The organism is Thermopolyspora sp. NPDC052614 (genome assembly GCF_040678635.1).
Lineage (GTDB): Bacteria > Actinomycetota > Actinomycetes > Streptosporangiales > Streptosporangiaceae > Thermopolyspora.
In genome coordinates this window covers 79,618-100,341 of sequence record NZ_JBFATZ010000017.1, presented here as the reverse complement: position 1 = coordinate 100,341, position 20,724 = coordinate 79,618, and the positions used below count along the sequence as shown (strand labels likewise).

At 69.0% G+C, this 20,724-nt stretch carries 21 protein-coding genes and 2 CRISPR repeat arrays; of the genes, 18 read left to right on the top strand and 3 right to left on the bottom strand.

Translation table 11 applies throughout. The features are described from left to right. Position 1: 1 nt before the first annotated feature. The 5 genes from AB0K60_RS29320 (at position 2) to AB0K60_RS29300 (ending at position 5,271) form a co-directional block, all read left to right on the top strand. Positions 2-739: an XRE family transcriptional regulator gene (locus AB0K60_RS29320; RefSeq protein ID WP_364062130.1), complete on the top strand. Its 738-nt coding sequence runs from the start codon at positions 2-4 to the stop codon at positions 737-739. A 179-nt stretch (positions 740-918) separates the two neighbouring features. Continuing rightward, positions 919-3,486 (top strand): LuxR C-terminal-related transcriptional regulator, encoded by a 2,568-nt coding sequence (locus tag AB0K60_RS29315; protein ID WP_364062127.1) that lies wholly within the window; start codon positions 919-921, stop codon positions 3,484-3,486. A 155-nt stretch (positions 3,487-3,641) separates the two neighbouring features. Further along, on the top strand, positions 3,642-4,331 hold the full coding sequence (locus tag AB0K60_RS29310; protein WP_364062124.1) for a hypothetical protein: 690 nt from the start codon (positions 3,642-3,644) through the stop codon (positions 4,329-4,331). Positions 4,332-4,405: 74 nt separating this feature from the next. Beyond that, positions 4,406-5,035, top strand: a complete 630-nt coding sequence (locus AB0K60_RS29305) for a DUF2306 domain-containing protein (RefSeq protein ID WP_364062278.1) — start codon at positions 4,406-4,408, stop codon at positions 5,033-5,035. Positions 5,036-5,061: 26 nt separating this feature from the next. Beyond that, positions 5,062-5,271 carry a hypothetical protein gene (locus tag AB0K60_RS29300; RefSeq protein ID WP_364062121.1) on the top strand — a complete coding sequence of 70 codons (210 nt, stop codon included), beginning with the start codon at positions 5,062-5,064 and terminating at the stop codon, positions 5,269-5,271. A 159-nt stretch (positions 5,272-5,430) separates the two neighbouring features. On the opposite strand, the gene AB0K60_RS29295 is transcribed toward AB0K60_RS29300, so the two are convergent. Then, positions 5,431-5,616 carry a hypothetical protein gene (locus tag AB0K60_RS29295; protein WP_364062118.1) on the bottom strand — a complete coding sequence of 62 codons (186 nt, stop codon included), beginning with the start codon at positions 5,614-5,616 and terminating at the stop codon, positions 5,431-5,433. Positions 5,617-6,217: 601 nt separating this feature from the next. On the opposite strand from AB0K60_RS29295, the gene AB0K60_RS29290 reads away from it, so the two are divergent. The 3 genes from AB0K60_RS29290 to AB0K60_RS29280 are packed head-to-tail and all read left to right on the top strand — an operon-like array spanning position 6,218 to position 9,155. Next, positions 6,218-7,117: a hypothetical protein gene (locus AB0K60_RS29290; RefSeq protein WP_364062115.1), complete on the top strand. Its 900-nt coding sequence runs from the start codon at positions 6,218-6,220 to the stop codon at positions 7,115-7,117. Beyond that, on the top strand, positions 7,114-7,686 hold the full coding sequence (locus AB0K60_RS29285) for an ATP-binding protein (RefSeq protein WP_364062112.1): 573 nt from the start codon (positions 7,114-7,116) through the stop codon (positions 7,684-7,686). Before AB0K60_RS29290 ends, AB0K60_RS29285 begins: the two co-directional genes overlap by 4 nt. A gap of 14 nt (positions 7,687-7,700) precedes the next feature. Then, on the top strand, positions 7,701-9,155 hold the full coding sequence (locus AB0K60_RS29280) for an ASCH domain-containing protein (RefSeq protein ID WP_364062109.1): 1,455 nt from the start codon (positions 7,701-7,703) through the stop codon (positions 9,153-9,155). 183 nt (positions 9,156-9,338) lie between these two features. After that, a CRISPR array of direct repeats spans positions 9,339-9,631; the repeat unit is 31 nt; unit sequence GGTCCTCATCGCCCCTGCGAGGGGTCGCAAC. A gap of 81 nt (positions 9,632-9,712) precedes the next feature. Here the strand turns inward: AB0K60_RS29280 and AB0K60_RS29275 are convergent. Then, positions 9,713-10,222: an ATP-binding protein gene (locus AB0K60_RS29275; protein WP_364062106.1), complete on the bottom strand. Its 510-nt coding sequence runs from the start codon at positions 10,220-10,222 to the stop codon at positions 9,713-9,715. A gap of 20 nt (positions 10,223-10,242) precedes the next feature. Beyond that, positions 10,243-10,593 (bottom strand): hypothetical protein, encoded by a 351-nt coding sequence (locus AB0K60_RS29270; RefSeq protein ID WP_364062103.1) that lies wholly within the window; start codon positions 10,591-10,593, stop codon positions 10,243-10,245. 205 nt (positions 10,594-10,798) lie between these two features. Between AB0K60_RS29270 and AB0K60_RS29265 the strand changes: the two genes are divergently transcribed. The 10 genes from AB0K60_RS29265 (at position 10,799) to cas1b (ending at position 20,723) form a co-directional block, all read left to right on the top strand. Then, on the top strand, positions 10,799-11,647 hold the full coding sequence (locus AB0K60_RS29265) for a helix-turn-helix transcriptional regulator (RefSeq protein WP_364062100.1): 849 nt from the start codon (positions 10,799-10,801) through the stop codon (positions 11,645-11,647). Positions 11,648-11,670: 23 nt separating this feature from the next. After that, a complete protein-coding gene (locus tag AB0K60_RS29260; RefSeq protein ID WP_364062097.1) occupies positions 11,671-11,889 on the top strand; it encodes a DUF397 domain-containing protein in 219 nt (72 codons plus the stop codon). A gap of 123 nt (positions 11,890-12,012) precedes the next feature. Further along, positions 12,013-12,138 carry a hypothetical protein gene (locus AB0K60_RS29255; protein ID WP_364062281.1) on the top strand — a complete coding sequence of 42 codons (126 nt, stop codon included), beginning with the start codon at positions 12,013-12,015 and terminating at the stop codon, positions 12,136-12,138. Between the two features lie 60 nt (positions 12,139-12,198). After that, a CRISPR array of direct repeats spans positions 12,199-12,748; the repeat unit is 30 nt; unit sequence GTTGCGACCCCTCACAGGGGCGATGAGAAC. Between the two features lie 275 nt (positions 12,749-13,023). Next, positions 13,024-13,752, top strand: coding sequence for a CRISPR-associated endoribonuclease Cas6 (locus AB0K60_RS29250; protein ID WP_364062094.1), 729 nt, complete (start codon positions 13,024-13,026; stop codon positions 13,750-13,752). After that, a complete protein-coding gene (locus AB0K60_RS29245) occupies positions 13,749-15,215 on the top strand; it encodes a hypothetical protein (RefSeq protein WP_364062091.1) in 1,467 nt (488 codons plus the stop codon). The genes AB0K60_RS29250 and AB0K60_RS29245 overlap by 4 nt, the downstream gene beginning before the upstream one ends. Then, on the top strand, positions 15,216-16,250 hold the full coding sequence (gene cas7i / locus AB0K60_RS29240; protein ID WP_364062088.1) for a type I-B CRISPR-associated protein Cas7/Cst2/DevR: 1,035 nt from the start codon (positions 15,216-15,218) through the stop codon (positions 16,248-16,250). It begins immediately after the preceding gene. Beyond that, complete coding sequence (gene cas5 / locus AB0K60_RS29235; protein ID WP_364062085.1) at positions 16,247-16,912, top strand: CRISPR-associated protein Cas5; 666 nt, start codon at positions 16,247-16,249, stop codon at positions 16,910-16,912. The genes cas7i and cas5 overlap by 4 nt, the downstream gene beginning before the upstream one ends. Further along, positions 16,909-19,248 (top strand): CRISPR-associated helicase Cas3', encoded by a 2,340-nt coding sequence (gene cas3 / locus AB0K60_RS29230; protein ID WP_364062082.1) that lies wholly within the window; start codon positions 16,909-16,911, stop codon positions 19,246-19,248. The genes cas5 and cas3 overlap by 4 nt, the downstream gene beginning before the upstream one ends. Further along, a complete protein-coding gene (locus AB0K60_RS29225) occupies positions 19,245-19,742 on the top strand; it encodes a CRISPR-associated protein Cas4 (protein WP_364062079.1) in 498 nt (165 codons plus the stop codon). The genes cas3 and AB0K60_RS29225 overlap by 4 nt, the downstream gene beginning before the upstream one ends. Then, the gene (gene cas1b / locus AB0K60_RS29220; RefSeq protein ID WP_364062076.1) at positions 19,743-20,723 is read left to right on the top strand and encodes a type I-B CRISPR-associated endonuclease Cas1b; all 981 of its coding nucleotides are present in this window, start codon (positions 19,743-19,745) and stop codon (positions 20,721-20,723) included. Position 20,724: the final 1 nt, after the last annotated feature.

The window sequence follows — 20,724 nt, the reverse complement described above, 5'->3', positions numbered from 1 at the left end:
CATGAAGCCTCGCTGGTTGTCGCCGGCCGGGCAACGATTGTTGCCGTTTCCGGGAACCGCGTGCTCCAATTGCCCGGTGACGACGAAGCGGAGCCGGCGTCCGGCCGCTCCTTCCAGCGACTCGCCGGACCCTGCGACGCCCATTGCCGCGGCGCTGGACCTGGTCGGCCCGCGGCTGCGGCGTGTGCGCCGGCAGCGCGGACTGACGCTGACCGTCGCGGCCCAACGGACCGGCATCTCGAAGAGCACCCTGTCCCGGCTGGAGAACGGACAGCGACGACCCAGCCTGGAACTGTTGCTGCCGCTCGCGCAGACCTACCGCGTGCCGATCGACGACCTCGTCGGCGCACCCGAGGTCGGCGATCCACGCATCCGGCTCAAGCCTCGCCGCGTCAACGGCCGCACCGTGCTCCCGTTGACCGGCCCGGGCGGGGTGCAGGCGTGGAAGATCATCATCCCGGCGTCCCAGTCAACGCCGAACCCGCGCGCACACGATGGATTCGAGTGGCTCTATGTGCTGTCCGGTCGGATGCGCCTCATCCTCGGCGACCGGGACCTCGTCCTGGGGGTCGGTGAGGCGGCCGAGTTCGACACCCAGGTGCCGCACTGGTTCGGAAGCACCGGCGACGGGCCGGCCGAGGTCCTGAGCATCTTCGGCCGCCCGGGTGAGCGCATGCTGGTCCGCGCGTCCGACGACGGCACCGGGTCAGGACCGCTTCCCGATCCCCACCTCGGCTGAGAGCCGGGTGTCGCCGCCTCGGCGTTGGCCGGCCCAGTGCGGTGGTGGTTCGCGGAAGTCGGCCCTACGCTGGCCGAGTGGCGTTCATGGGTACCGGCATCCCGACGCCGCGGCGCCGGCTCGTTCCTCGGCCGCGGCTCACCGATCAGATGCCGCTGCGGGCGAGCCCGCTGCCTCGTATGATCCTTCTCTCCGCGCCGGCCGGCTTCGGCAAGACAACGCTCCTGAGCCAATGGCTCAGTCAGTGGCGGACGGTCCAGCACTCCGAGCCCCGCCGGGTCGCCTGGCTCTCGCTTGAGGCCGAGGACAACGACCCACGTAGATTTCTGGCCAACCTGCTCGCCGCGATCCAGACCACCGCACCACAGGTCGGCGTCGACGCGGCGGCACTGGTGCGGGGCGACGGCGCCGCGGCGGCCTCCAGCGTCATCGTGAGCCTGATCAACGACCTCGACGGCCTCGACGGACCGATCGTGGTCGCACTTGATGACTACCACGTCATCGATTGCCATGAGGTTCACAAGGCGGTCACTTTCATGATCGACCACCTCCCGCCGTACGCCGGCGTCGCCCTCGCCACCCGCGCCGACCCTCCGCTTCCGGTGACGCGCCTGCGGGCCCGCGGTGAACTGGTCGAGTTTCGCGCGGCGGACCTCCGATTCACACAGCCAGAGGCGGCGGCCTTCCTGAACGATGTCATGGGCCTTGATCTCGAACCCGGTCACATCGATGCCCTGGAGCACCGAACCGAGGGATGGGCAGTCGGCCTCCAACTCGCGGCCCTTTCGCTGCGCGACCGGGGCGACGCGGGCTACTTCATCGAGGCGTTCACCGGAAGCCATCGCTTCGTCCTCGACTACCTCGTCCAGGAGGTTCTGCGGAGCCAACCCCGACACGCTCGCGCCTTCCTCCTCGACACCGCGGTCCTCGACCGGCTGACCGGCCCGCTGTGCGACGCGCTCACCGGTCGAAACGACGGGCGGGACGTACTCGAGGCGCTTGAGCGCGACAACGTGTTCGTCGTACCCCTTGATGACCGGCGGCAGTGGTACCGGTACCACCACCTCTTCGCCGACGCGCTGCGGGCCCGGCTGGCGGCCCAGCGGCCCGACCGGGTGCCGGTCCTGCACCGCGCGGCTGCCAGGTGGTACGCCGACCACGGCCGTTCTCAGGATGCGATCGCGCACGCTGTCGCAGGTCACGACTACGTGTACGCGGCCGACCTTATCGAGCAGGCACTGCCCATGGCCCGCAGACAGCGGCAGGACCGGACCATCCGGCACTGGCTGCGAAGGCTGCCGGACGACGTCGTGAAGCGCCGTCCGATCCTCAACGTCACGGTCGCGTGGAGCCGACTCGGCGATGGCGAGGTGGACGACGCGGACGCCCGCCTGCGCGACGCCGATGACTCGTTGGCCGGGATGCGGCCCGACGAGACGAGGAACGCGACCGACGAGCTCCGGCAGCTGCCCATGATGATCGCGATGTACCGGGCCGCCGTCGCCCAGGCCCGTGGCGATAGCGCGGGCACGGCGGAACACGCTCGGCGCGTGCTCGACCTGGCGCGCCCCGACGATCACTTCGCCCGGGGGGCCGGGGCCGGGTTCCTCGGCCTGGCCCTGTGGGCCGCCGGCGAGCTCGACGCCGCGGTCGAGACATTCGCCCAGGCGGTACGCAGCCTGCATGCCGCGGGGAACCTGGCCGACGAGCTCGGCGGCACCGTCGTCTTGGCCGGGATGTGGTTGGCACGCGGGCGCCCCGACGAGGCGGGATACCTCCACGAGCGCGCGCTGGCCGCGGCCCGGGAGCGCCCGGACGTCGCGCTGCCGGTGACCGGGGACCTGCACGTGGGCCTCGCCGACGCGCTGCGTGAGCGCGGCGACCTGGATGCCGCCGCGGAGCACCTGCAGACCGCGTGGGAACTCGGCGATGTCGGTTCCCTTCCGGAGAACCGGCACCGCTGGTACGTCGCCATGGCCGGGCTCCGGCAGGCCCACGGCGACCTCGACCTCGCGGCCGGCCTTCTCGAGCAGGCCCAGGCGCACTACCTCCCCGGCTTCTTTCCCGACGTACGCCCGATACCCGCCCTCAGGGCCCGGGTCGACATCGCGCGAGGCCGGCTGGACCTCGCCCGGCGCTGGGCTCGCGAGCACGGCGTCACCACCGACGGCGACCTGTCCTACCTCGCCGAGTGCGACCACCTGACGCTCGTCCGGCTTCTGATCGCTGAGCAGCGGGTTGACGAGGCCCTCGCCTTGCTGGGGCGGCTCTTCACCGCGGCGGAGGGCGCCGGCCGCGAGGGCGGCGTGATCGAGATCCTGATGCTCCGCGCACTCGCCCACCGAGCCGGGGGAAACGTCGGTGAGGCGATGACCCCGCTCACCCGGGCGTTGGAGGCGGCCGTGCCTGCCGGTCACGCCCGGCTGTTCCTCGACGAGGGCCCGCCCATGGAGTCACTGCTCCAGGCAGTCGAGGAACGCGGGCTGGCGACCGATCCGCTGGCGCTGTTGCGGCGCACCTCCGCCACCGCCCCGGCCGTCACGGGCGTACCGCACGACGCACTAAGCCGACGCGAACTCGAGGTCCTGCGACTGCTCGCGACAGACCTGACCGGACCCCAGATCGCGCGCCGGCTGTTCGTGTCGGTCAACACACTGCGGACCCACACTAAACACATCTTCACCAAGCTCAACGCGAGCACCCGCGCGGGCGCCGTACGGCGTGCCGCGGAACTCGGCCTCATGTGATCCGCACCGGCCACTGCGGTCCAAGCCCGACGACGGCCGAGCGTTCGGATCACCAACCCGTCACATCAGGTGGTGATGTGCGGTCACCAGGTCGCTTCCTACGCTCACGGACAACGCCGGGCACCCTGCCCGGCCCCACGACCGGGAGCACCGCAATGACCATTACCACTACGTCTCTGACCCGCCTCGCCGGCGCATCCGCGGTCGCCGCGGGCCTGATCTTCATCGGGGTCCAGATCAACCATCCCCATCTGGACATCACTTCCATCACCACGACCGAAGTCGCCATCCGGAATTCGCTGAAGGTCCTGATGGCAGCGTTGGCGCTGGCCGGCATCACCGGCATGTACCTGAGCCAGGTCCGCCGGAACGGAGTCCTCGGACTCATCGGCTACCTGGTGTTCGCCGCCGGCTACCTCTTCACCATGAGCACCACCTTCGCCGCCGCGTTCGTATTGCCCTCCATCGCTGAGACCGACCCCTCGTACGTGCGGGGCGTCCTCGCCGTAGCCACCGGAGGCACGGCCACGGACGACGTCGGAGCGCTGGACGTGGTCTTCCAGATCCAGGGACTCATGTATCTGGCCGGGGGCCTCATCCTCGGCGTCGCCTTGTACCGGGCCAGGGTCCTCGCGCGGTGGGCCACCGCGCTCCTCGCGGTCGGTGGCCTCGTCACCATCGCACTCTCCGTGATGCCGGACGCCTTCTACCGGCTGCTGGCCTTCCCGAACGGCATCGCCATGATCGGCCTCGGTTACTCGCTGTGGAGCACGGCCGGCGGGAACACCTCCACTCAAACCACCGAGGTCCGCGGCCGCGGCGTCACGACCGCGAGCGCGAAATGACCCAGCGCATCGCCCCCGGAACCCGCACGGCGCCCCGGCGCCGTGCGGGCGCCCCGGACCGATCGAGCTTGCGGGTGCCTGCCGCGCTGGTGGCCCTCACCATCATCCCGCTCATCGCCGGGTCACTTCGGGTCCTCGAGGTCGTCGGCGGGCCGCATACACTGCCCGCCAACCCGCGCATCGACGCCTCACCTGTCCCGCTTGTCCTGCACGTCGTCGCCGCCGCGGGGTACGTCATCGCCGGCGCGTTCCAGTTCCCTTCCCGGATACGCCAGGAACATCGCGCCTGGCACCGCCGAGCCGGCCGCGTGCTCATCGGAGCCGGGCTGGTCGTCGCCGGATCCGGGCTCTGGATGACTCTGTTCCACCCCGGCGCGCCAGGCGGCGACCTGCTGTGGACCGTCCGGCTCGTCGTCGGTTCCGCGACGGCGACCAGCATCGTCCTCGGGTTCACCGCGATCCGTCGCCGCGACATCGCCGCGCACCGCGCCTGGATGATCCGTGCCTACGCCCTCGCCGTCGCCGCCGGGACCCAGGCGTTCACCCAAGGCATCGGCGAAGGCATCTTCGGCACCAGCGACCTCAGCACCGGTTTGTCCGTCAGCGCGGGTTGGGTCATCAACGCGGCCGTCGCCGAATGGGTCATCCGACGCCCCGAAGCCCGCCGGGCACGGCGAGCACGAGCCGCGACAGCGGGTTCCTGACCATGCCGAAAGATCGTCGTGCACCGATGCGCTACGAAATCCGCATCGAGGGACACCTCGACCACCAGTGGACGAGCTGGTTCGGCGGCCTCACCATCACCCACGAGGAAGGCGGCACAAGCACCATTCGCGGCGTCGTGACGGACCAGTCGGAGCTGCACGGCCTGCTCGCCAAGGTACGCGACCTCGGCGTCACCCTCATCTCGGTCTCCCCCGTCCAGGCGGCTGACGACTGATTCCCAGTCGCGATCAGACGGTCGTGATCGAGCCGGTCCGGTGCCGGGAATGCGCGCAACCGCCGGCGGGCGCGCCCGTGGCCGGGCACGAGCGGCATCAGGTGGTCGACGTGCGCCCCTGCCGGGTGTGTCCGGTTAACTCGATCTTGATTTGTTCTATCAGCTGGTCGGGGTCAGGCGGCCTTCGAAGGCGACGGCGAAGACGTTGAGGGCGGCCTTCCAGCGGGTGGCCCAGCGTTTGCGGGCCTTGCCACCAGCCCTCCGCCACCACCGCCGAACAGGCCACACACAGTGCTCCCACGCCACCTGCACCGTGGCACGGTCCAGATCGTTGCGACCCCTCACAGGGGCGATGAGGACTCGACGTCGGCGAGATCCAAGCCGTAGGTCTCCGCCTGTTGCGACCCCTCGCAGGGGCGATGAGGACCTCAGCGCACCCTCGGCCGTGCTGAGCTGGTCACCAGGTTGCGACCCCTCGCAGGGGCGATGAGGACCCGAGAGTAAAGCCGCAGGTGGGCGGTGCTTTTGCGGCGGGCTCAAGGGCGAGTTTTGCAGTGAACCTCCGGTCGTGTTGGAAACCCCGGAGGTTTGCTGCAAAACCATGATCGTGTACGGCCTTGCGCTGGCTGGTGGCAGCGTAACGCGTTGTGGTGAGGTGCGGCCAGCTGTTGCCTCGGAGAGTGACGTTGACCTGCGCGGATGCCGTCGGGTCGGAGGGAGACGCCCCTGAGGGGGTCGCAATAGCTCCCAGTCGACGCTCGCGGCGGGCGAACAGACGTCCCCTATCGTCCCCTACGAGGGGGATCGGAACGCGCACCCTGGCGGGAAGCAAGGAGTAGCGCGCATGAGAGCCAGCCATTATGTGGGTATTTTCTGGGCGTAGGACTGGGCATCTGGTGGTCATGGTTGCCACACTGGTTCCATGGCGGTTGGAAGAAGGGGGCCCTTGGCCGACGACGCGTTGCAGGATGAGGTGCGGGTTTTGGTGCGCGGCGGGCTGCCGGTGCGGCCGGAGTCGTGTGGGCCGGTGCTGCTGGGGCTGCAGAGTGTGAAGGCGCGGGCGCTGCGTCCAGAGGACCCGGCGAGTCGGGCGCGGGCGCTGGACGGGCTGTTGCGCGAGCAGCTTGATCGGTTTGAGAACGTCGAGTTGGCCTCGGCGGCTCGCTTGCTGTTCGGTGCGGAACCTGCGACGTCCGGGGCGACGTTGACGGCCCGCCGCCAGGCCGCGGCTGCCGCCGCGCGATATGAGGTGCACCACTTTCGCAAGCGGATCGAGCCCAAGGTGCTGGAACTGGTCGCCTGGCAACTACGTCGCGACAGCGAGGAGTTCGCCTCCCGGCACGTCGCCCCTCCGGAGTTGCACGCCGCCTCTACCCGCATGGTCCTGCCGGCGGACGTGTTCGCATGGGAGGCGGTCGGGCATCAGCATGCCCTGGCGGCGCTGTGGGGCGCGGTCTACTTGCTACGGGCCGAGTTGCTCACGGTCGCGCGGCTGGTCAGCATGGACGCCTCCGGAGCCGAAATCCACGAAGCGGCAGGGGTGGCGCTATGGCGTCACGCCCAAGTCCTGGCCGCAAGCGCGCACTACAGAGCCACCTACGGGGCGGTGCTTCTACACGAGGCGAATTACGGTCCCCAGGAGATCGCCGCCCACGCCGGGTGGACGCCCCCGCTCACTTCCGCTCAGGAGCTCCTGCTGGCCCAGCTCGGCGACCCCACCGCAGGACTGGCCGAATTCACCACACGGCTGGACGCAGCCGAAGGTGGTGCCGAACTCGTCGCCACATGGCGGCGGGCACTGTCCGGCCGTGACGGCGGCACCGAGGAGAAGGTATCCATGTCATGAGCCTTGACCAACTCCTTGCCCCGAATACTCCGCCCCGCCGGTACGTCGTGACCGGTGGGCCTTCGGCCGGCAAGGAGGCCGTGCTCGGCGAGTTGCACGCACGTGGCATCCCCGCGACCGAGGGCGAACCCGCGCGGGAGATCTACCGCAAGCATCGCGACCGGCTTGGCCGACACCTGCAGGTTGGCGACCGGCGGGACTACTCGCGTGACGTGCTGGAGGCGTTCATCGCTGAGTACTGTGACCACAAGTTCGGGCTGCGCTTCTACAACCGCGGCATCCCCGACGGGTACGGGTGGGACGCGTTCTTCGGCCTGGGCCCCTACTCGGAGTTGGAGAAGGCCACAAGGATTTACCGGTACGACGCCGTCTTCGTCCTAGACCCGCTTGACGACTTCGACTCCGAGGACGACCTGGTGTGGGCCAAGGAACGCGAGATTCGCCGCGTCCACGAGCTGATCATCCAGGGCTATTACGACGCCGGCTACCGGCCCATCTTCGTCCCTGCGGACGAGCCAGGCCGCCGCGTCGATTTCATGCTCGCCCAGTTGCCCATGCCGACGACCTGATCTGGGGAGGCGTGATGCGCGGCCGTACCGACGGTGTGGACATCATCAGCCCGAACAACGTGCTCGCCAACGCGATGCTGCGCAGCGTCGACATGGTCCGCCCCCGTTTGCAGGCCGCCAACCCTGACCGGGTCGCCTTCTGCGTCGGCACCCAGATCAACGGGGCACCGCACCTAGGCACGTCCCTGGTGCAGACGGCTGCGTTCCTGCTGGCCAAGGCCACCAAACGGACCTTTAACGTGGACGCGGTGGTCCGCTTCGGAGCACTCGACAACGCCCCGTACGACATTCAGCTCGACCCCGAGACCCACCACGCCTACCAGCAGACCTACTTTCACGCCCTCGGCCAGGACACCGTTGCGGAGCTGATCACCAAGTTCTACCGAGCCATGTTCGACTCCCTCGCCGAGGCCACCGGCGTCGACTACGAGATCGAGACCTACTCGGCCCAGCAGGCCGACCCGGCCTTCCGGCACGAGTTCCTCGCCACGCTCGGCCGCCTGGACCAGATCCGCTGGCCGCTCGCGCCGTCGCACGGCCAGGTCCACATCCGGCTGCCCTGCCCGCAGTGCGGCTGGGCCGAGAAGCGCGCCGAGCGCACCCGGCTGCTGCGGACGGGCTCCGGGGGCGCGGACTTCGTCGCCGTATGCACCGACCACGGTGACTACGAGGTCGCCGTCACCCCCGACACCGACGCCTACCTCGACCTTGCGACGCTCTATCGCAACCTGGTCAAGGAACGCCTCGCCGTACGCGACCACGTCACCCTGTCGGTGATGGTCAAGGGAGGCGACTGGGCGTACGGCTGCCAACTGGTCGACGAAGCCTTCGCACAGTTACCCGGTCTGGCACCGCCGCCACGGGTGTTCACCCCGATGGTGCTCACTGACACCGGCGCCAAGCTGTCCAAGTCCCTCATACGCGAGGGCAAGGTCGCGCCGCCGCCCGGCACCCACCCGTGGATGCTCGATGTCACCGAATGGTCCGGCGATACCGACTCCTACATCGACGCCATGGTGTGGCTGGTTGGCAAGATGCTCGCCGACCCCAAACACTTCTACCGCTCCTATACCACCGCCGAACTAGACAGGATCATGACCGCACGACCCGCTGCGAAGACGGGTGTACGCGCCCGCGAGATGAACCTCTACCGCCGCTACTTCGACCTGGTCGCCGACGGCAGCAAGACCATCGAAGTCCGCGTCCAATACCCCAGCCTCCGCAACCTCAAAGCCGGCGACCACATCCGGTTCATATGCGGACGCGACGATGCGCTCACCCGAGTCAAACGTGTCGCCCGCTACACCTCCTTCGAGGAGATGCTCGACACCGAGGGCCCCGAAAAGGTCAACCCGACCAGCCCTCGGGATCAACAACTCGCCAACATCCGCCGCATCTACGGCCCCGAAAAGGAGGCCCTCGGAGTCCTGGCCATCGAAATCGAACTCGTCACCGAATCAACCACTTGACCCATCAGCCGAGAGCCGAGGCCCCAAACGCTCCCATCGACATCCAGGGCACAGACGCGCCACAGGCTAGAGACGTAGACTTTGCAGCGAACCTCCGGGGTTTCTAGCACTACCGGAGGTTCGCTGCAGAAGTACACCTTTGCGCCATAGTCAAAGCTGCACCGACCTGCGACTTTACCGTCGGGTCCTCATCGCCCCTGCGAGGGGTCGCAACATGAGGGGCTTTTCGTCTCCGCGCCCGCATATCTGGGTCCTCATCGCCCCTGCGAGGGGTCGCAACCCCATCCCTCCGCCTATTTCCTTCATCTCGATAGGTCCTCATCGCCCCTGCGAGGGGTCGCAACTGCTGCACGTCCCGCGTAACCCCCTGCCGGTGATCATGTCCTCATCGCCCCTACGAGGGGTCGCAACCTGATCTTTGTGCAGCCCGTCACGGGCGACCCGTGTCCTCATCGCCCCCTACGAGGGGCCGCAACATCACCGTGGATCAGGTAGGTGGTCGTGGCCGAGCAGCGTGGGCCCTCGGCCGCATCCGGCACTTGAACCAGTCCCCTGTTCTATGAGGGAGGGGAGGGAACCGAGTCCAACTCGGCCCAGACCACGGTGCCTGCCGGATCTCGGTGGAAGCCCCATCGCCGCGCCACTGTTTCCACCAAGGCCAGCCCTCGCCCGCTGTCGGACTCCGTGTCACACGTTCCTGCGCGTGGCGTGCCCGTCAGTCCGCCGTCCCGCACGGCCACGATGATCGCGCCTCCGCCCACGGCCATCGAGACTTCGAACTCCCGCCCCGCCCCCTGACCGCCGTGCCGCACCGCGTTGCCTGCTAGCTCGCTGACCACCAGTTCCACTTCGTACGAGCGTGCGTGCTCCTCGCCGACGACCTCACGCGCGAAATGCCGTGCTCGCCCAACCTGTTCGGGTACCGCCGTAAACACGCGGTTCACGGTCACCATTCGGCGCGCGGCCCGATGTGGCCACACCGTTCCGAATGGCTCGTTGCGCTTGCGCCGCCGTACCACCCGCAGACGGGCGACCATCGCGCCTACGCCCAGGACTCGCGTCGACATGCGTGCCAGTGTCGCCCGCACTATTCCCACCGCCCATCCGCCGCTGAGCCGACGCCCGAGTCGGTCTGCTCCTGCTGCCTGCGTGCCACGGTCGTGCGGCCCTGTCGCGTCGCGTCGTCGAAACGCGGACGAGTCTGTTCGGCCTGCTGGATGAGACTGGCGAGCGTGTCCGGGTCGGCTGCCTCGAGGAGGCCGGGCACGTGGCCGTACCAGGCGGGGGCCATCGCCCACCACCGTCCGGTCGCCGGGCCGTACCAGATGTTCCAGCCGTAGTAGGACACGGCCGGGGTCGGGGCGGGCTCGCGCGTGCCGCCCGTCGAGGGCGGGCGCGTCGCGACGTCCTCGGCGAACGCCGTTGGATGGGCTGCCATTGTCCACCTACCTCCACATGTCGAGGGCGGGGACCGCGGACAGTTCTCAAGCAGGCTCCACGATGAGAACTCTGTGTGTACGATCCCTCACGGTGAGCATGGCATGCATGGCTCATTGTTGAAGGCCGCTCACTGAAAGTCATGCAAAGTTGTGTGACGCAAAACAGTCAGAAGTTGCCCCCAACCCCCACGAAAGGATCGGTTGATGAGCGCGAAGCGAGGCATGACCCTGCGCGCCCAGTGGCTCGGCCGTCAGTTGCGCGAGCTCCGAGAGGCCGCCGGCCTCACCCTGCGAGAGGCCGGAACCTACATACAGCGGGACGGCGGCACCATCAGCCGCTTCGAGGCGGGCATCTATCCTGCCCGCACCCCGGATGTCAGTGCCCTCCTCGACCTGTACGGCGTCGCGAACCCCAGCCACCGCGCCGCCCTCATGCGCCTCGCCGCAGACGTCTGGCAGGAGGGCTGGTGGGACAACTACCGTGAGGAGCTCCCCAACCTGATCATTGACTACGCCTGGCTGGAGTCCCGTGCCTCCCGCATTCGCTCGTTCGATGCGGTCGTGATCCCCGGTCTCCTTCAGACTCCCGCGTACATGGAGGCATCCATGCGGGAGGTCGTCGGTGATGATGCCCCTCGGGCCGTGGGGCTCCAATTTCGTAAGGAACGCCAGAACCTGCTTGACAGGCCAGAGCCGCCGCAACTCGAAGCCATCCTCGACGAGTGTCTGCTATGTCGCGAGACCGGGGGAGCCGCAGTCCTCAAGGATCAACTTTGCCACCTCGTCGAGCTTTCCGGCCGCCCAAATATAGATATCCGGGTCCTGCCCTTCGCTGCTGGTGCCCACTCCAGCCCTGAAGGCGCATTCCGGATCTTCGACATGTCCGAGCCTTATCCCGAAGCGGCTTATATAGATACGCCCGTAGGTGGCCTCTACGTAGAGACAGAGGGCGTGCGGCGACTTATTCTCAGGTATGACTGCATCCGTCAGCGTTCGCTAGATCCGTCACAATCAATCAAGTTGATCGAGGCGGCTGTGGACAGGCTCAACTAATCGTTGATCGGAGACGACAGGTGATGTCAAGCCCTAGCCAACTGCCCGAGGTGGCATGGCACATCAGTAGCTTCAGCCCCGACGGCGGTCCCAGTTGTGTTGAAGCCGGACCACTCCTGGACGGGAGTGGCCGTATCGCTGTCCGTCACAGCCGCCACGCCAACGGTCCCGTGATCGTCTATACCCGAGCCGAATGGGACGCCTTTCTGGCGGGTGTACGCGCTGCCGAGTTCGACTTCTGAGTGAAGAGCGACCATACAGCGGAGAATAGATCCCACCGAGCCTGATTATTGTGGGTATCCAGAATCCCGCCGAGGGGTAGTTCGGCGGGATTTCATTTTGTCCCGGATTCCTCACAGGGTGCGATGAGGACCCGCATCGACCCGGACCCGACCGGCAAGGCCCGCAAACGCTGGGTCACCCGCTGGAAGGCCGCCCTCAACGCCTTCGCCATCACCTTCGAAGGCCGCCTGACCCCGACCACCCGATAGTTGATCAACCCGAGTTACACCGTTGGCTGGACGGGCCCGCACCGTGGGCAGGTCCAGATCGTTGCGACCCCTCACAGGGGCGATGAGAACGCGGGCCTGGACCCGCCGCTGAATGCCGGCCTCGTGTTGCGACCCCTCACAGGGGCGATGAGAACAGGCGGCCGGGCTGACGCAACCGAGACTCTCTCATGCGTTGCGACCCCTCACAGGGGCGATGAGAACCGCCTTTCGTACGCCGGTCGCGTCATTCCTGCTGGTGTTGCGACCCCTCACAGGGGCGATGAGAACGACCAGATCCGCGAAGCTGCCGACCGCGCGTTCGCGTTGCGACCCCTCACAGGGGCGATGAGAACTCGGCAGCGTTTTCGAGGACGCCCAGGGCGTCGCGTTGCGACCCCTCACAGGGGCGATGAGAACTGATCACCCTCATCTCGTTCGGGTACCTCCACCTGTTGCGACCCCTCACAGGGGCGATGAGAACCCCGAAGAAAAGCCCGGCCATAGAGGCTTTCGGGTTGCGACCCCTCACAGGGGCGATGAGAACTGTTGAGCACGAGGGCGGCATCACCCCGGCCGCTCTGTTGCGACCCCTCACAGGGGCGATGAGAACCCGAGAGTAAAGCCGCAGGTGGGCGGTGCTTTTGCGGCGGGCTCAAGCGCGAGTTTTGCAGCGAACCTCCGGTAGTGCTGAAAACCCCGGAGGTTTGCTGCAGAACCAAGATCAAAAGCAGCCTCCCGGTGTCTGGCGACAGCGTAGCGCTTCGGGATGGAGCGGGGCCGGGTGTTGTCTCGGAGAGGCACTCTGACCTGCATGTATGCCCATTGGGTATGGGTGGGGGTTCGTTGTCCATCTGTATCTGGTGAAGGCCGAAGGAGGGAGGCGCGATGCGGCTGCGGGTTGAGGTCACGACGAAGGCGACGCAGTTGCCTTGGGAGGAGGTGCTGAAGCCGGGGCGGTCGATGGTGTATGACCTGCTGGCTCGGGTGGTGCCGGAGGTGGGGCGGCAGTTTCACGGGCAGGGGGCCGGGCCGTACGGGATGGTGCCGGTGGGGCATGGGGCGCCGGTGTTTCCGCAGGCGGAGAAGAGGCGGGGGATTTACGCGGTCGGGGGGCGCGGATGGGTGGAGCTGGGGAGTCCGCTGTTTGAGGTGGTCAATGCGTTCGCGCAGGGGTTGAAGCAGCGGGAGTTGCTGGACTGGGGTGGGGCGGCGTTACGGATTTTGAACGTCGTGCCGGTGGATCCGCCGGCGTTCGAGAGCGGGCGGGGGCGGTTTCGGACGAGTACGCCGGTGGTGTTGAAGGGGACCGGGCGGGACGCGGCGGGGGAGCGGACGACGCGGCAGGCGTGGCTGCTGCCGGGGGACCGGGAGTATCCGGTGTTTCTGCAGCGGAATCTGCGGCGGAAGGCCGAGACGCTGGGGCTGGACCCGGAGGTGTCGCTGGTGGACGTCACCTGGGTGGGGGCGAAGCGGTCGTTCTCCGTCGGGGGCGGGAGCAAGCCGGGCGCGCCGGTCGAGGTCGAGCTGAGCGGGCCGCCGGAGACGTTGCAGGCGATCTGGAGTTGGGGGCTCGGGCAGGCGAACATGGCCGGGTTCGGCTGGGTGGCGGCGTGACGGCGGCACAGGACACGGCCGCGGAGCTGGACGCGCCGTGGGTGTCCGAGGGGGCGGCGGATGAGCAGTCTCGGGTGGTGCTGACCGCGCATCCGCTGCAGCGGGTGGGTGCGTACGCGCTCGCCACGCTGGGGAAGGCGGCGCGGCCGGAGTCGTTGACGGTGGAGGGGTTCCGGCGGGCGATGGACACGGTCGTCGCGGATTCGGTCAATGCCGCGTTGGTGCGTGACACGAAGAGCGAGCGGGGGTTCTGGCTTAAATGCAGCCTCTCGTTCTTTCCGAATTCAAAGATGAACCATCCGGGGAACGGCAAGAAGAGCGACGCGGACATCCGTGACGCGGTCGAGAAATGGCTGTCGACGCCGGAGGCCCCCGTACGGCCCGGCGTGGCGTGCGTGCTGTGCGGCCGGGCGGCCGTCGGGTTCTTCGGGAAGATGGACGTCCCGCTGGCGGAGAGCGACCTGTACCGGAACACCACGCCGCGCGGGCACGAAGGGCTGGCGCTATGCCGGCCGTGCCTGTGCTGTTTCCGCGCCCTGCCGTACGGCTGCCGCCTCACCGGCGGCCCCGCGATCGCGCTGCACAGTTGGGACGAGCGGTTCATGGCCCGGACGCTGTCGCGGCGCGTGGAACGGAACCGCCAGTTGATCGCGCTCAATGCGGCCGAGCAGGGCGGTATCGCCGACCGGGAGGTGCTGGCGCTGCGGGCGCTGCGCGGCTACGAGGACCGCCTAACTGCGGGCGTGGAGTTGCTGCTGTTCAGCAACGACAACCGGAACCAGAGGTTGGAGATCCAGGCGATGGACCAGCCGATGGCCGAGTGGCTGCGCCGTACCGCCCGGCCGCCGCACCGGGGCGCGTTCCCCGCGCTGCTGCGGGCCCACGCCACCAAGGATCGCCCGGGAATCGCCGGTCTGGCACGGAACGCGTTCGAGGCGCCGGAGCGGATTGCCGGGGTGTGCAGCCGGTATCTCAGCGCGAACCTCGGCCGTGGCGTGGTGCGGCCGGACACAGGCGAGCTCGCCGCGCTGTGCATGTCCTTTCTGATCGAGGTGATGCGGATGAACCAGAGCGAAGTGGATGAGATAAACGCCGTCGGACGGCAGGTGGCCGCGTGGCTGTACGCCGAGAACTCCGCCGGGCCGCTCCGCGCCTTCTACGCGACGTTGAAGGATCCCCGGCGCATGCGGAGCTGGCTGCGCCGACGCGACCTCGACGGGCTGCTCAACCGAAACGGCCGGTCCGACGGGCCATTGATCACCGAGTACCAGTACCGCCTTCTGTTCGACCCGGAGGTGGAGTCGGCCTGGCTGCACCGGGAGGTGCTGCTGGTGTCGGTCGTGCAGCGGCTGCACGAGCTGGGGTTCAAGCCCGCCGACAGCGCCGAGGTCGCGGCGGAGCTGCAGGAAGAAGAGACGGACCACCCCGAGGACCGGGTGTTCCTCAACGAGGAGGAGTCATAGATGAGCCACCTGGTCGGCAAGATCGCCTTGGACGTGGTGGCCGGAGCGCCGAACAACGGCTTGGGCGAGGACAACGTCGCCAAGGTGAAGCAGCTCCGGGTGGGCCGCGACGTGCACCCGTACGTGTCGGCGCAGGCGTTCCGCCGCTGGCTGCGCGACTCGCTGCCGCCCGGCGAGCCGGCCTCCCCGGTGGTGCGGTCCGGCAGCGGCAAGAAGCAGCAGGCGTACACGCACGGCCGCCCCGACCTCTACTTCGACGACGACCTGTTCGGCTACATGGTCGCCGTCAAAGGCGACAAGAGCAGAACGTGCCAGCGGGACACGGTGTTGGCGACGGGCACGCTCGTCTCGGTGGCGCCGCGCCGCCCCGAGCAAGACTTCGGCACGATGAGCAGGGGGTTCGCGGCGGGGGAGAACCCGGTGCTGCACGGCCACGAGTTCTACACCGCCGAGCTCGCCGGGGACATCATGCTGGACGTGCCCCGGATCGGCGTGTTCGAGATCGACGGCTCGGGGCTGAAGGTCGCCCTGCCGGAGCCCGTCGCCGAGGAGGCCAGGAGGAACGGCGCGGAGCAGGTCACGTTCCGCGGCTGTACGGCACTGCGGCTGGACATCGCCGAGCGCAGACGCCGGGCCGCGCTGCTGCTGCGCACGCTCGCGGCGGTGCGCGGCGGCGCGAAGCAGGCGATGCACTACGGCGACCGCACGCCCGCGCTGGTGCTGCTCGCGCCGATGAAGGGCGGGGTGAACCCGTTCACGCGGGTGTTCGGGGTGCGCAACGACCGGGTCCGGTTCGACGCCGGGGTGCTGCGGGACGAGATGGAGGCGTGGGCCGACGAGATCGACGGGCAGGTGCTGCTCGGCTGGTCGCCCGGCTTCCTCGGCGATCAGCGCGATGCCGTACAGGCCGAGCTGGCAGAGTTCGTCGCCGCCGAGAAGCTGGTCGTCGGCCATCCCCGGGTGCTGTTGAACCGGCTCGCCGAGCGGATCGAGCGGGGCGAGCACGACGCGTGGTTCGAGGACCCGAAGGCATGACGGTCCAGGCCCTGCGGGTGACGGTGTGCGCGCCGGTCGCCTCCTTCCGCAATCCGCTGTTCGCCGGCGTGCAGGTGGCGTTGCCGTGCCCGCCTCCGGCGACCGTCGGGGGCATGCTGGCGGCGGCGGCCGGGGGGTGGCAGGCCGTCCACCCCGGTACCCGGTTCGCGATGGCGTTTCACGCGCGGGGCACCGGCGTGGACCTGGAGACCTATCACCCGCTGGACGCCACCGGAAAGAAGGCGGAGCGGACGCCGCGCAACCGCGAGTTCCTCACCGACGTGACCCTGACGTTGTGGCTGGTGGAGGACGTCGATCTGTGGTGGCGGCGGCTGCGCAGGCCGGTGTGGCCGCTGCGGCTGGGACGCAGCCAGGACCTGGTGTCGGTGCAGGCCCGGCGGGTCACGCTGCGACCCGGGCCCGGGCGTCAGGGCGGCGCGGTGCTGCCGGAGGATGTCGGGTCCGCGGCGGGCGGAAGGCTGTTGCGGCTGCCCACGGCGGTGTCGTTCGACCGGCAGCGCACGCGGTGGGACGGGTACCGCTTCGACGTCTCCGGTCGCTCGGACGCCGAGGCCGAGTCGGAGTGGGCGGACGAGGACGGTACGGCGGTCGCGTTGCTGCCGAGCACGCATCCCGGCCAGTTCGCGGAGGTGGGGGCGTGAGCCTGCACGAGATGCTGGCGAAAAGCTCCCCGCGCGAAACCCTCACCGCACATCTGGAGGCGACGCTCGCGGGCGCGGAGGCGTTGCGGCGGCGGATCGGCAGGATCAAGGCGGTCGAACCGGTCATCCAGGACGTGTTCTGGATCGTGGTACGGCTGGCCGCACTGTGCCACGACGCTGGGAAGATTCCCGAGGGGTTTCAGGCGATGCTCCGGGGGCGGTCCCGATTCTGGGGGGAGCGGCATGAGGCGGTCTCGCTGGGATTCCTTCCCGCGTTGCTGCCGGACGGGCCGATGCGGCTGTGGGTCGCGACCGGGGTGGTCACCCATCACCGTCCGATCGAGGGCGGCGGCCGGTCGCTGCTTCGCGCCTACGGCCGGGCTGACGAGGACGAGTGGCGTAAGCGGCTGCCGGTGCCCGGCAACGTCGCCGACGAACTGACCGAATGGCTCTCGCGCACGGCTCGGCGCGCGGGGCTGCCGGTGCGTCCGGACGTGCCGGTCGGAATGGATGTCACCGGCGCGGCCCGGCAAGTGTTCGAGCAGGTGGTGGAGCGGTGGGAGCCGCCCGCGTCGATGGAGGAAGGGCTCGCCGCCGTACTCGTGCAGGGGGCGGTGACGCTCGCCGACCACCTGTCGTCCGCGCACGGAACGCTGCACTCGCGCCAGCCGCTCGACGGCGACTTTCCCCGGCTGCTGGCCGCGCGGTTCGCCGAGAAAGGGCATCGGCTGCGGCCGCATCAGCGTCAGGCCGGTGCCGCGGACGGGCATCTGCTGCTGCGCGCCCCCACCGGGTCCGGGAAGACCGAATCCGGGCTGCTGTGGGCGTCGGCGCAGGTGGCGGCGATCGCGCGGGCGGTGGGCGGGACGCCCAGGGTGTTCTTCACGCTGCCGTACCTGGCGTCGATCAACGCGATGGCGGTACGGCTTGGCGAGTTGCTCGGCGACGGCGACCTCGTCGGCGTGATGCACTCCCGCGCCGCCTCCTACCATCTCGCCACCGCCATCTGCCCCGAGGACGGCGACGAGGAGCGGGCCGAGGCGGCGAAGAAGGCGGTGGCGCGGGCCGCCGCGACGCGGCTGTTCCAGGAGACCGTGCGGGTCGGCACGCCGTACCAGCTTCTGCGCGGCGCGCTCGCCGGGCCGGCGTACGCAAGCGTCCTGGTCGATGCGGCCAACTCGGTGTTCGTGCTGGACGAGCTACACGCCTACGACCCGCTGAGGCTCGGCTACATCCTGGCGATGACCCGGCTGTGGGAGCGGCTCGGCGGGCGCGTCGCCGTACTCTCGGCCACTTTGCCCGAGTCCCTCGCTGACCTGTTCCGGGACGTACTCGATGGAACGATTCACCAAATCGACGCGGACGCCTCGGGCGCCGCGCGGCGGCATCGGCTCCGGCTGCGCGACCGGCACCTCACCGACCCGGAGACGGTCGCGGAAATCGCCGGGCGACTCGACGGCGGCGAGTCGGTGCTGGTGGTGGCGAACAACGTGGCCGACGCCCAGCACGTGTTCGCCGAACTCTCGCCGCGGGCGGAAACGGCGTATCTGTTGCATTCGCGCTTCCGCCGCATGGACCGCGCCGCCATCGAGGACGGCATCCGGCGGCGATTCGGCGTCGGGCGGCCACGATGCGGCGGGCTGGTCGTGGCGACGCAGGTCGTCGAGGTCAGCCTGGATGTGGACTTCGACTGCCTGTTCACCTCCGCCGCGCCGCTGGAGGCGCTGCTGCAGCGGTTCGGCCGCGTCAACCGGGTCGCCGAGCGGCCGGCCGCGGATGTCGTCGTCCACGCCCCCGCGTACGGGCCCCGGCGCAAGGGCGGCGAGGACTACGCCGACGGGGTCTATCCGAGGCTGCCGGTGGAGATGGGGTGGGACATCCTCACGCGGCATGACGGCGAGGAGGTGGACGAGGGCGAGGCGCGCGTGTGGCTCGACGAGGTGTACGCGAGCGACTGGGGCCGAGGGTGGCGCAAGGCCGTCGGCGAGCACCTGACCAGGTTCGAGGACGCCTTCCTCACCTTCGCCCACCCTTTCGCCGCCCGGGATGACCTCGGCGAACGGTTCGACCAGCTTTTCGACGGCACCGAGGCCGTTCTCGCCCAGGACCGCGACGCCTACGAAGCGGCGCTGGAGCAGGTGGACGACGTACGCGCGGCGGGGAGGCTGCTCGCCGAGCGGTACCTGATCCCGATGCCGTACTGGGCCGCGCCGCTCACCACATGGGAGAAGCGGCTCGGTGTCCGGGTCGTCGAGGCCGAATACGACGAGCGGCTCGGCCTGGGCGAGATCCACGGGCCGGTGGCGCAGGTGTACCAGGCGGGTGAGGTGCTGTGATCGGGCCCGAGGACGTGGGCGGGGTGCACGTCAAGTACCTCTATCACTGCCGCCGACAGTTGTGGCTGTACGCGCGGGGCGTGCGGCCCGAGTACCTCAGCGCGGCCGTGCAACTCGGCGAGGCCGTACACGAGACCTCCTACACGCGGAACTCGCCGATCGACCTGGGCGCGGCCAAACTGGACCACCTCGACGGGGCGGCCTGGGTGCACGAGGTCAAGTCGTCCGCCAAGCCGAGCCCGGGCGACGAGGCCCAGGTCAGGCACTACTGCTATCGGCTGCACGCCGTCGGGGTCCCCGCCGAGGGTGGCGTGCTGCGCTATCCGAAGACCAGGCGGACGCGCCGCCTGCCGTACACCGAGCAGGCCGCCGCCCAGGCGGAGGCCGACATCGCCGAAGTCCTCGCCGTCGTCGCCGCCCCCACGTCCCCGCCGCGTCAGGCCCGCAGCGCCTGCCGAGGCTGCTCCTACCTCGACTACTGCTGGAACGAGTAGATGCCCGCCGCCGCCCGTACCTACTGGCTCACCACGCCGTGCCGCATCCGCCGCAAGGACCAGTCCCTGCTGATCGAGCGCGTCGACGGCGCCCCCGTACACATCCCGATCACCGACGTGCGCGACATCGTGTGCTGCGACACCGCCGACATCAACACCGCCGTGATCAGCCTGCTCAACCAGCATCGGATCAACGTGCACTTCCTCAGCCACTACGGCGACTACGCGGGCTCCCTGCTCACCTCCGACACCAGCACCTCCGGCCAGACCGTGCTGGCCCAGGCCCGGCTCACCGACGACCCGGCCGCCTCGCTCGTAATCGCCCGCGCCATCGTCACCGGTGCCGCCGCCAACGTCCGCCGAGTGATCGACCGCAGGCTGCTCGCCCGTCCACTCGAAGTCCTGGAAGCGTCCGTCGCCGAGGCCACCACCCGCGAACAGCTCATGAGCGCCGAAGGCAACTTCCGCCGCGCGGCCTGGGCCGTACTCGACACCCGCCTCCCGGACTGGCTGCAGCTACACGGCCGCAGCCGTCGCCCGCCCGCCAACGCGGGGAACGCCCTGATCAGTTACGTGAACGGCATCGTGTACGCGCGGGTCCTGTCGGCGCTGCGCCTCACCCCGCTCCACACGGGCCTGTCCTTCCTGCACAGCACCATGGAACGGCAGCGCCACTCGCTCGTCCTCGACCTCGCCGAAGTGTTCAAGCCGCTTTTCGCCGAACGCCTCCTGCTACGCCTCGCCGGCCGAGGCCAGCTCAAACCAGCCCACTTCGACATCGACGTCAACCAGGCCATGCTCAGCGAGCCGGGCCGCAAACTGGTCGTACAGACCGTACGCGACGAACTCGCCGTCACCATCCAGCACCGCACCCTGAACCGCGCCGTCGCCTACGACGAGCTCCCCTACCTGGAGGCCCTCCAACTCACCCGCACCTGCCTCGAAGGCACCCCCTACAAGCCTTTCCGCATCTGGTGGTGAG

Excerpts from the sequence above, each read along its gene's own strand:
- AB0K60_RS29320 (WP_364062130.1), top strand. The coding sequence starts at position 2 with ATGAAGCCTCGCTGGTTGTCGCCGGCCGGGCAACGATTGTTGCCGTTT.
- AB0K60_RS29315 (WP_364062127.1), top strand. The coding sequence starts at position 919 with ATGATCCTTCTCTCCGCGCCGGCCGGCTTCGGCAAGACAACGCTCCTG.
- AB0K60_RS29310 (WP_364062124.1), top strand. The coding sequence starts at position 3,642 with ATGACCATTACCACTACGTCTCTGACCCGCCTCGCCGGCGCATCCGCG.
- AB0K60_RS29300 (WP_364062121.1), top strand. The coding sequence starts at position 5,062 with ATGCGCTACGAAATCCGCATCGAGGGACACCTCGACCACCAGTGGACG.
- AB0K60_RS29285 (WP_364062112.1), top strand. The coding sequence starts at position 7,114 with ATGAGCCTTGACCAACTCCTTGCCCCGAATACTCCGCCCCGCCGGTAC.
- AB0K60_RS29280 (WP_364062109.1), top strand. The coding sequence starts at position 7,701 with ATGCGCGGCCGTACCGACGGTGTGGACATCATCAGCCCGAACAACGTG.
- AB0K60_RS29275 (WP_364062106.1), bottom strand. The coding sequence starts at position 10,222 with ATGTCGACGCGAGTCCTGGGCGTAGGCGCGATGGTCGCCCGTCTGCGG.
- AB0K60_RS29270 (WP_364062103.1), bottom strand. The coding sequence starts at position 10,593 with ATGGCAGCCCATCCAACGGCGTTCGCCGAGGACGTCGCGACGCGCCCG.
- AB0K60_RS29265 (WP_364062100.1), top strand. The coding sequence starts at position 10,799 with ATGAGCGCGAAGCGAGGCATGACCCTGCGCGCCCAGTGGCTCGGCCGT.
- AB0K60_RS29260 (WP_364062097.1), top strand. The coding sequence starts at position 11,671 with ATGTCAAGCCCTAGCCAACTGCCCGAGGTGGCATGGCACATCAGTAGC.
- AB0K60_RS29255 (WP_364062281.1), top strand. The coding sequence starts at position 12,013 with ATGAGGACCCGCATCGACCCGGACCCGACCGGCAAGGCCCGCAAACGC.
- AB0K60_RS29250 (WP_364062094.1), top strand. The coding sequence starts at position 13,024 with ATGCGGCTGCGGGTTGAGGTCACGACGAAGGCGACGCAGTTGCCTTGG.
- cas7i (WP_364062088.1), top strand. The coding sequence starts at position 15,216 with ATGAGCCACCTGGTCGGCAAGATCGCCTTGGACGTGGTGGCCGGAGCG.
- cas5 (WP_364062085.1), top strand. The coding sequence starts at position 16,247 with ATGACGGTCCAGGCCCTGCGGGTGACGGTGTGCGCGCCGGTCGCCTCC.
- cas1b (WP_364062076.1), top strand. The coding sequence starts at position 19,743 with ATGCCCGCCGCCGCCCGTACCTACTGGCTCACCACGCCGTGCCGCATC.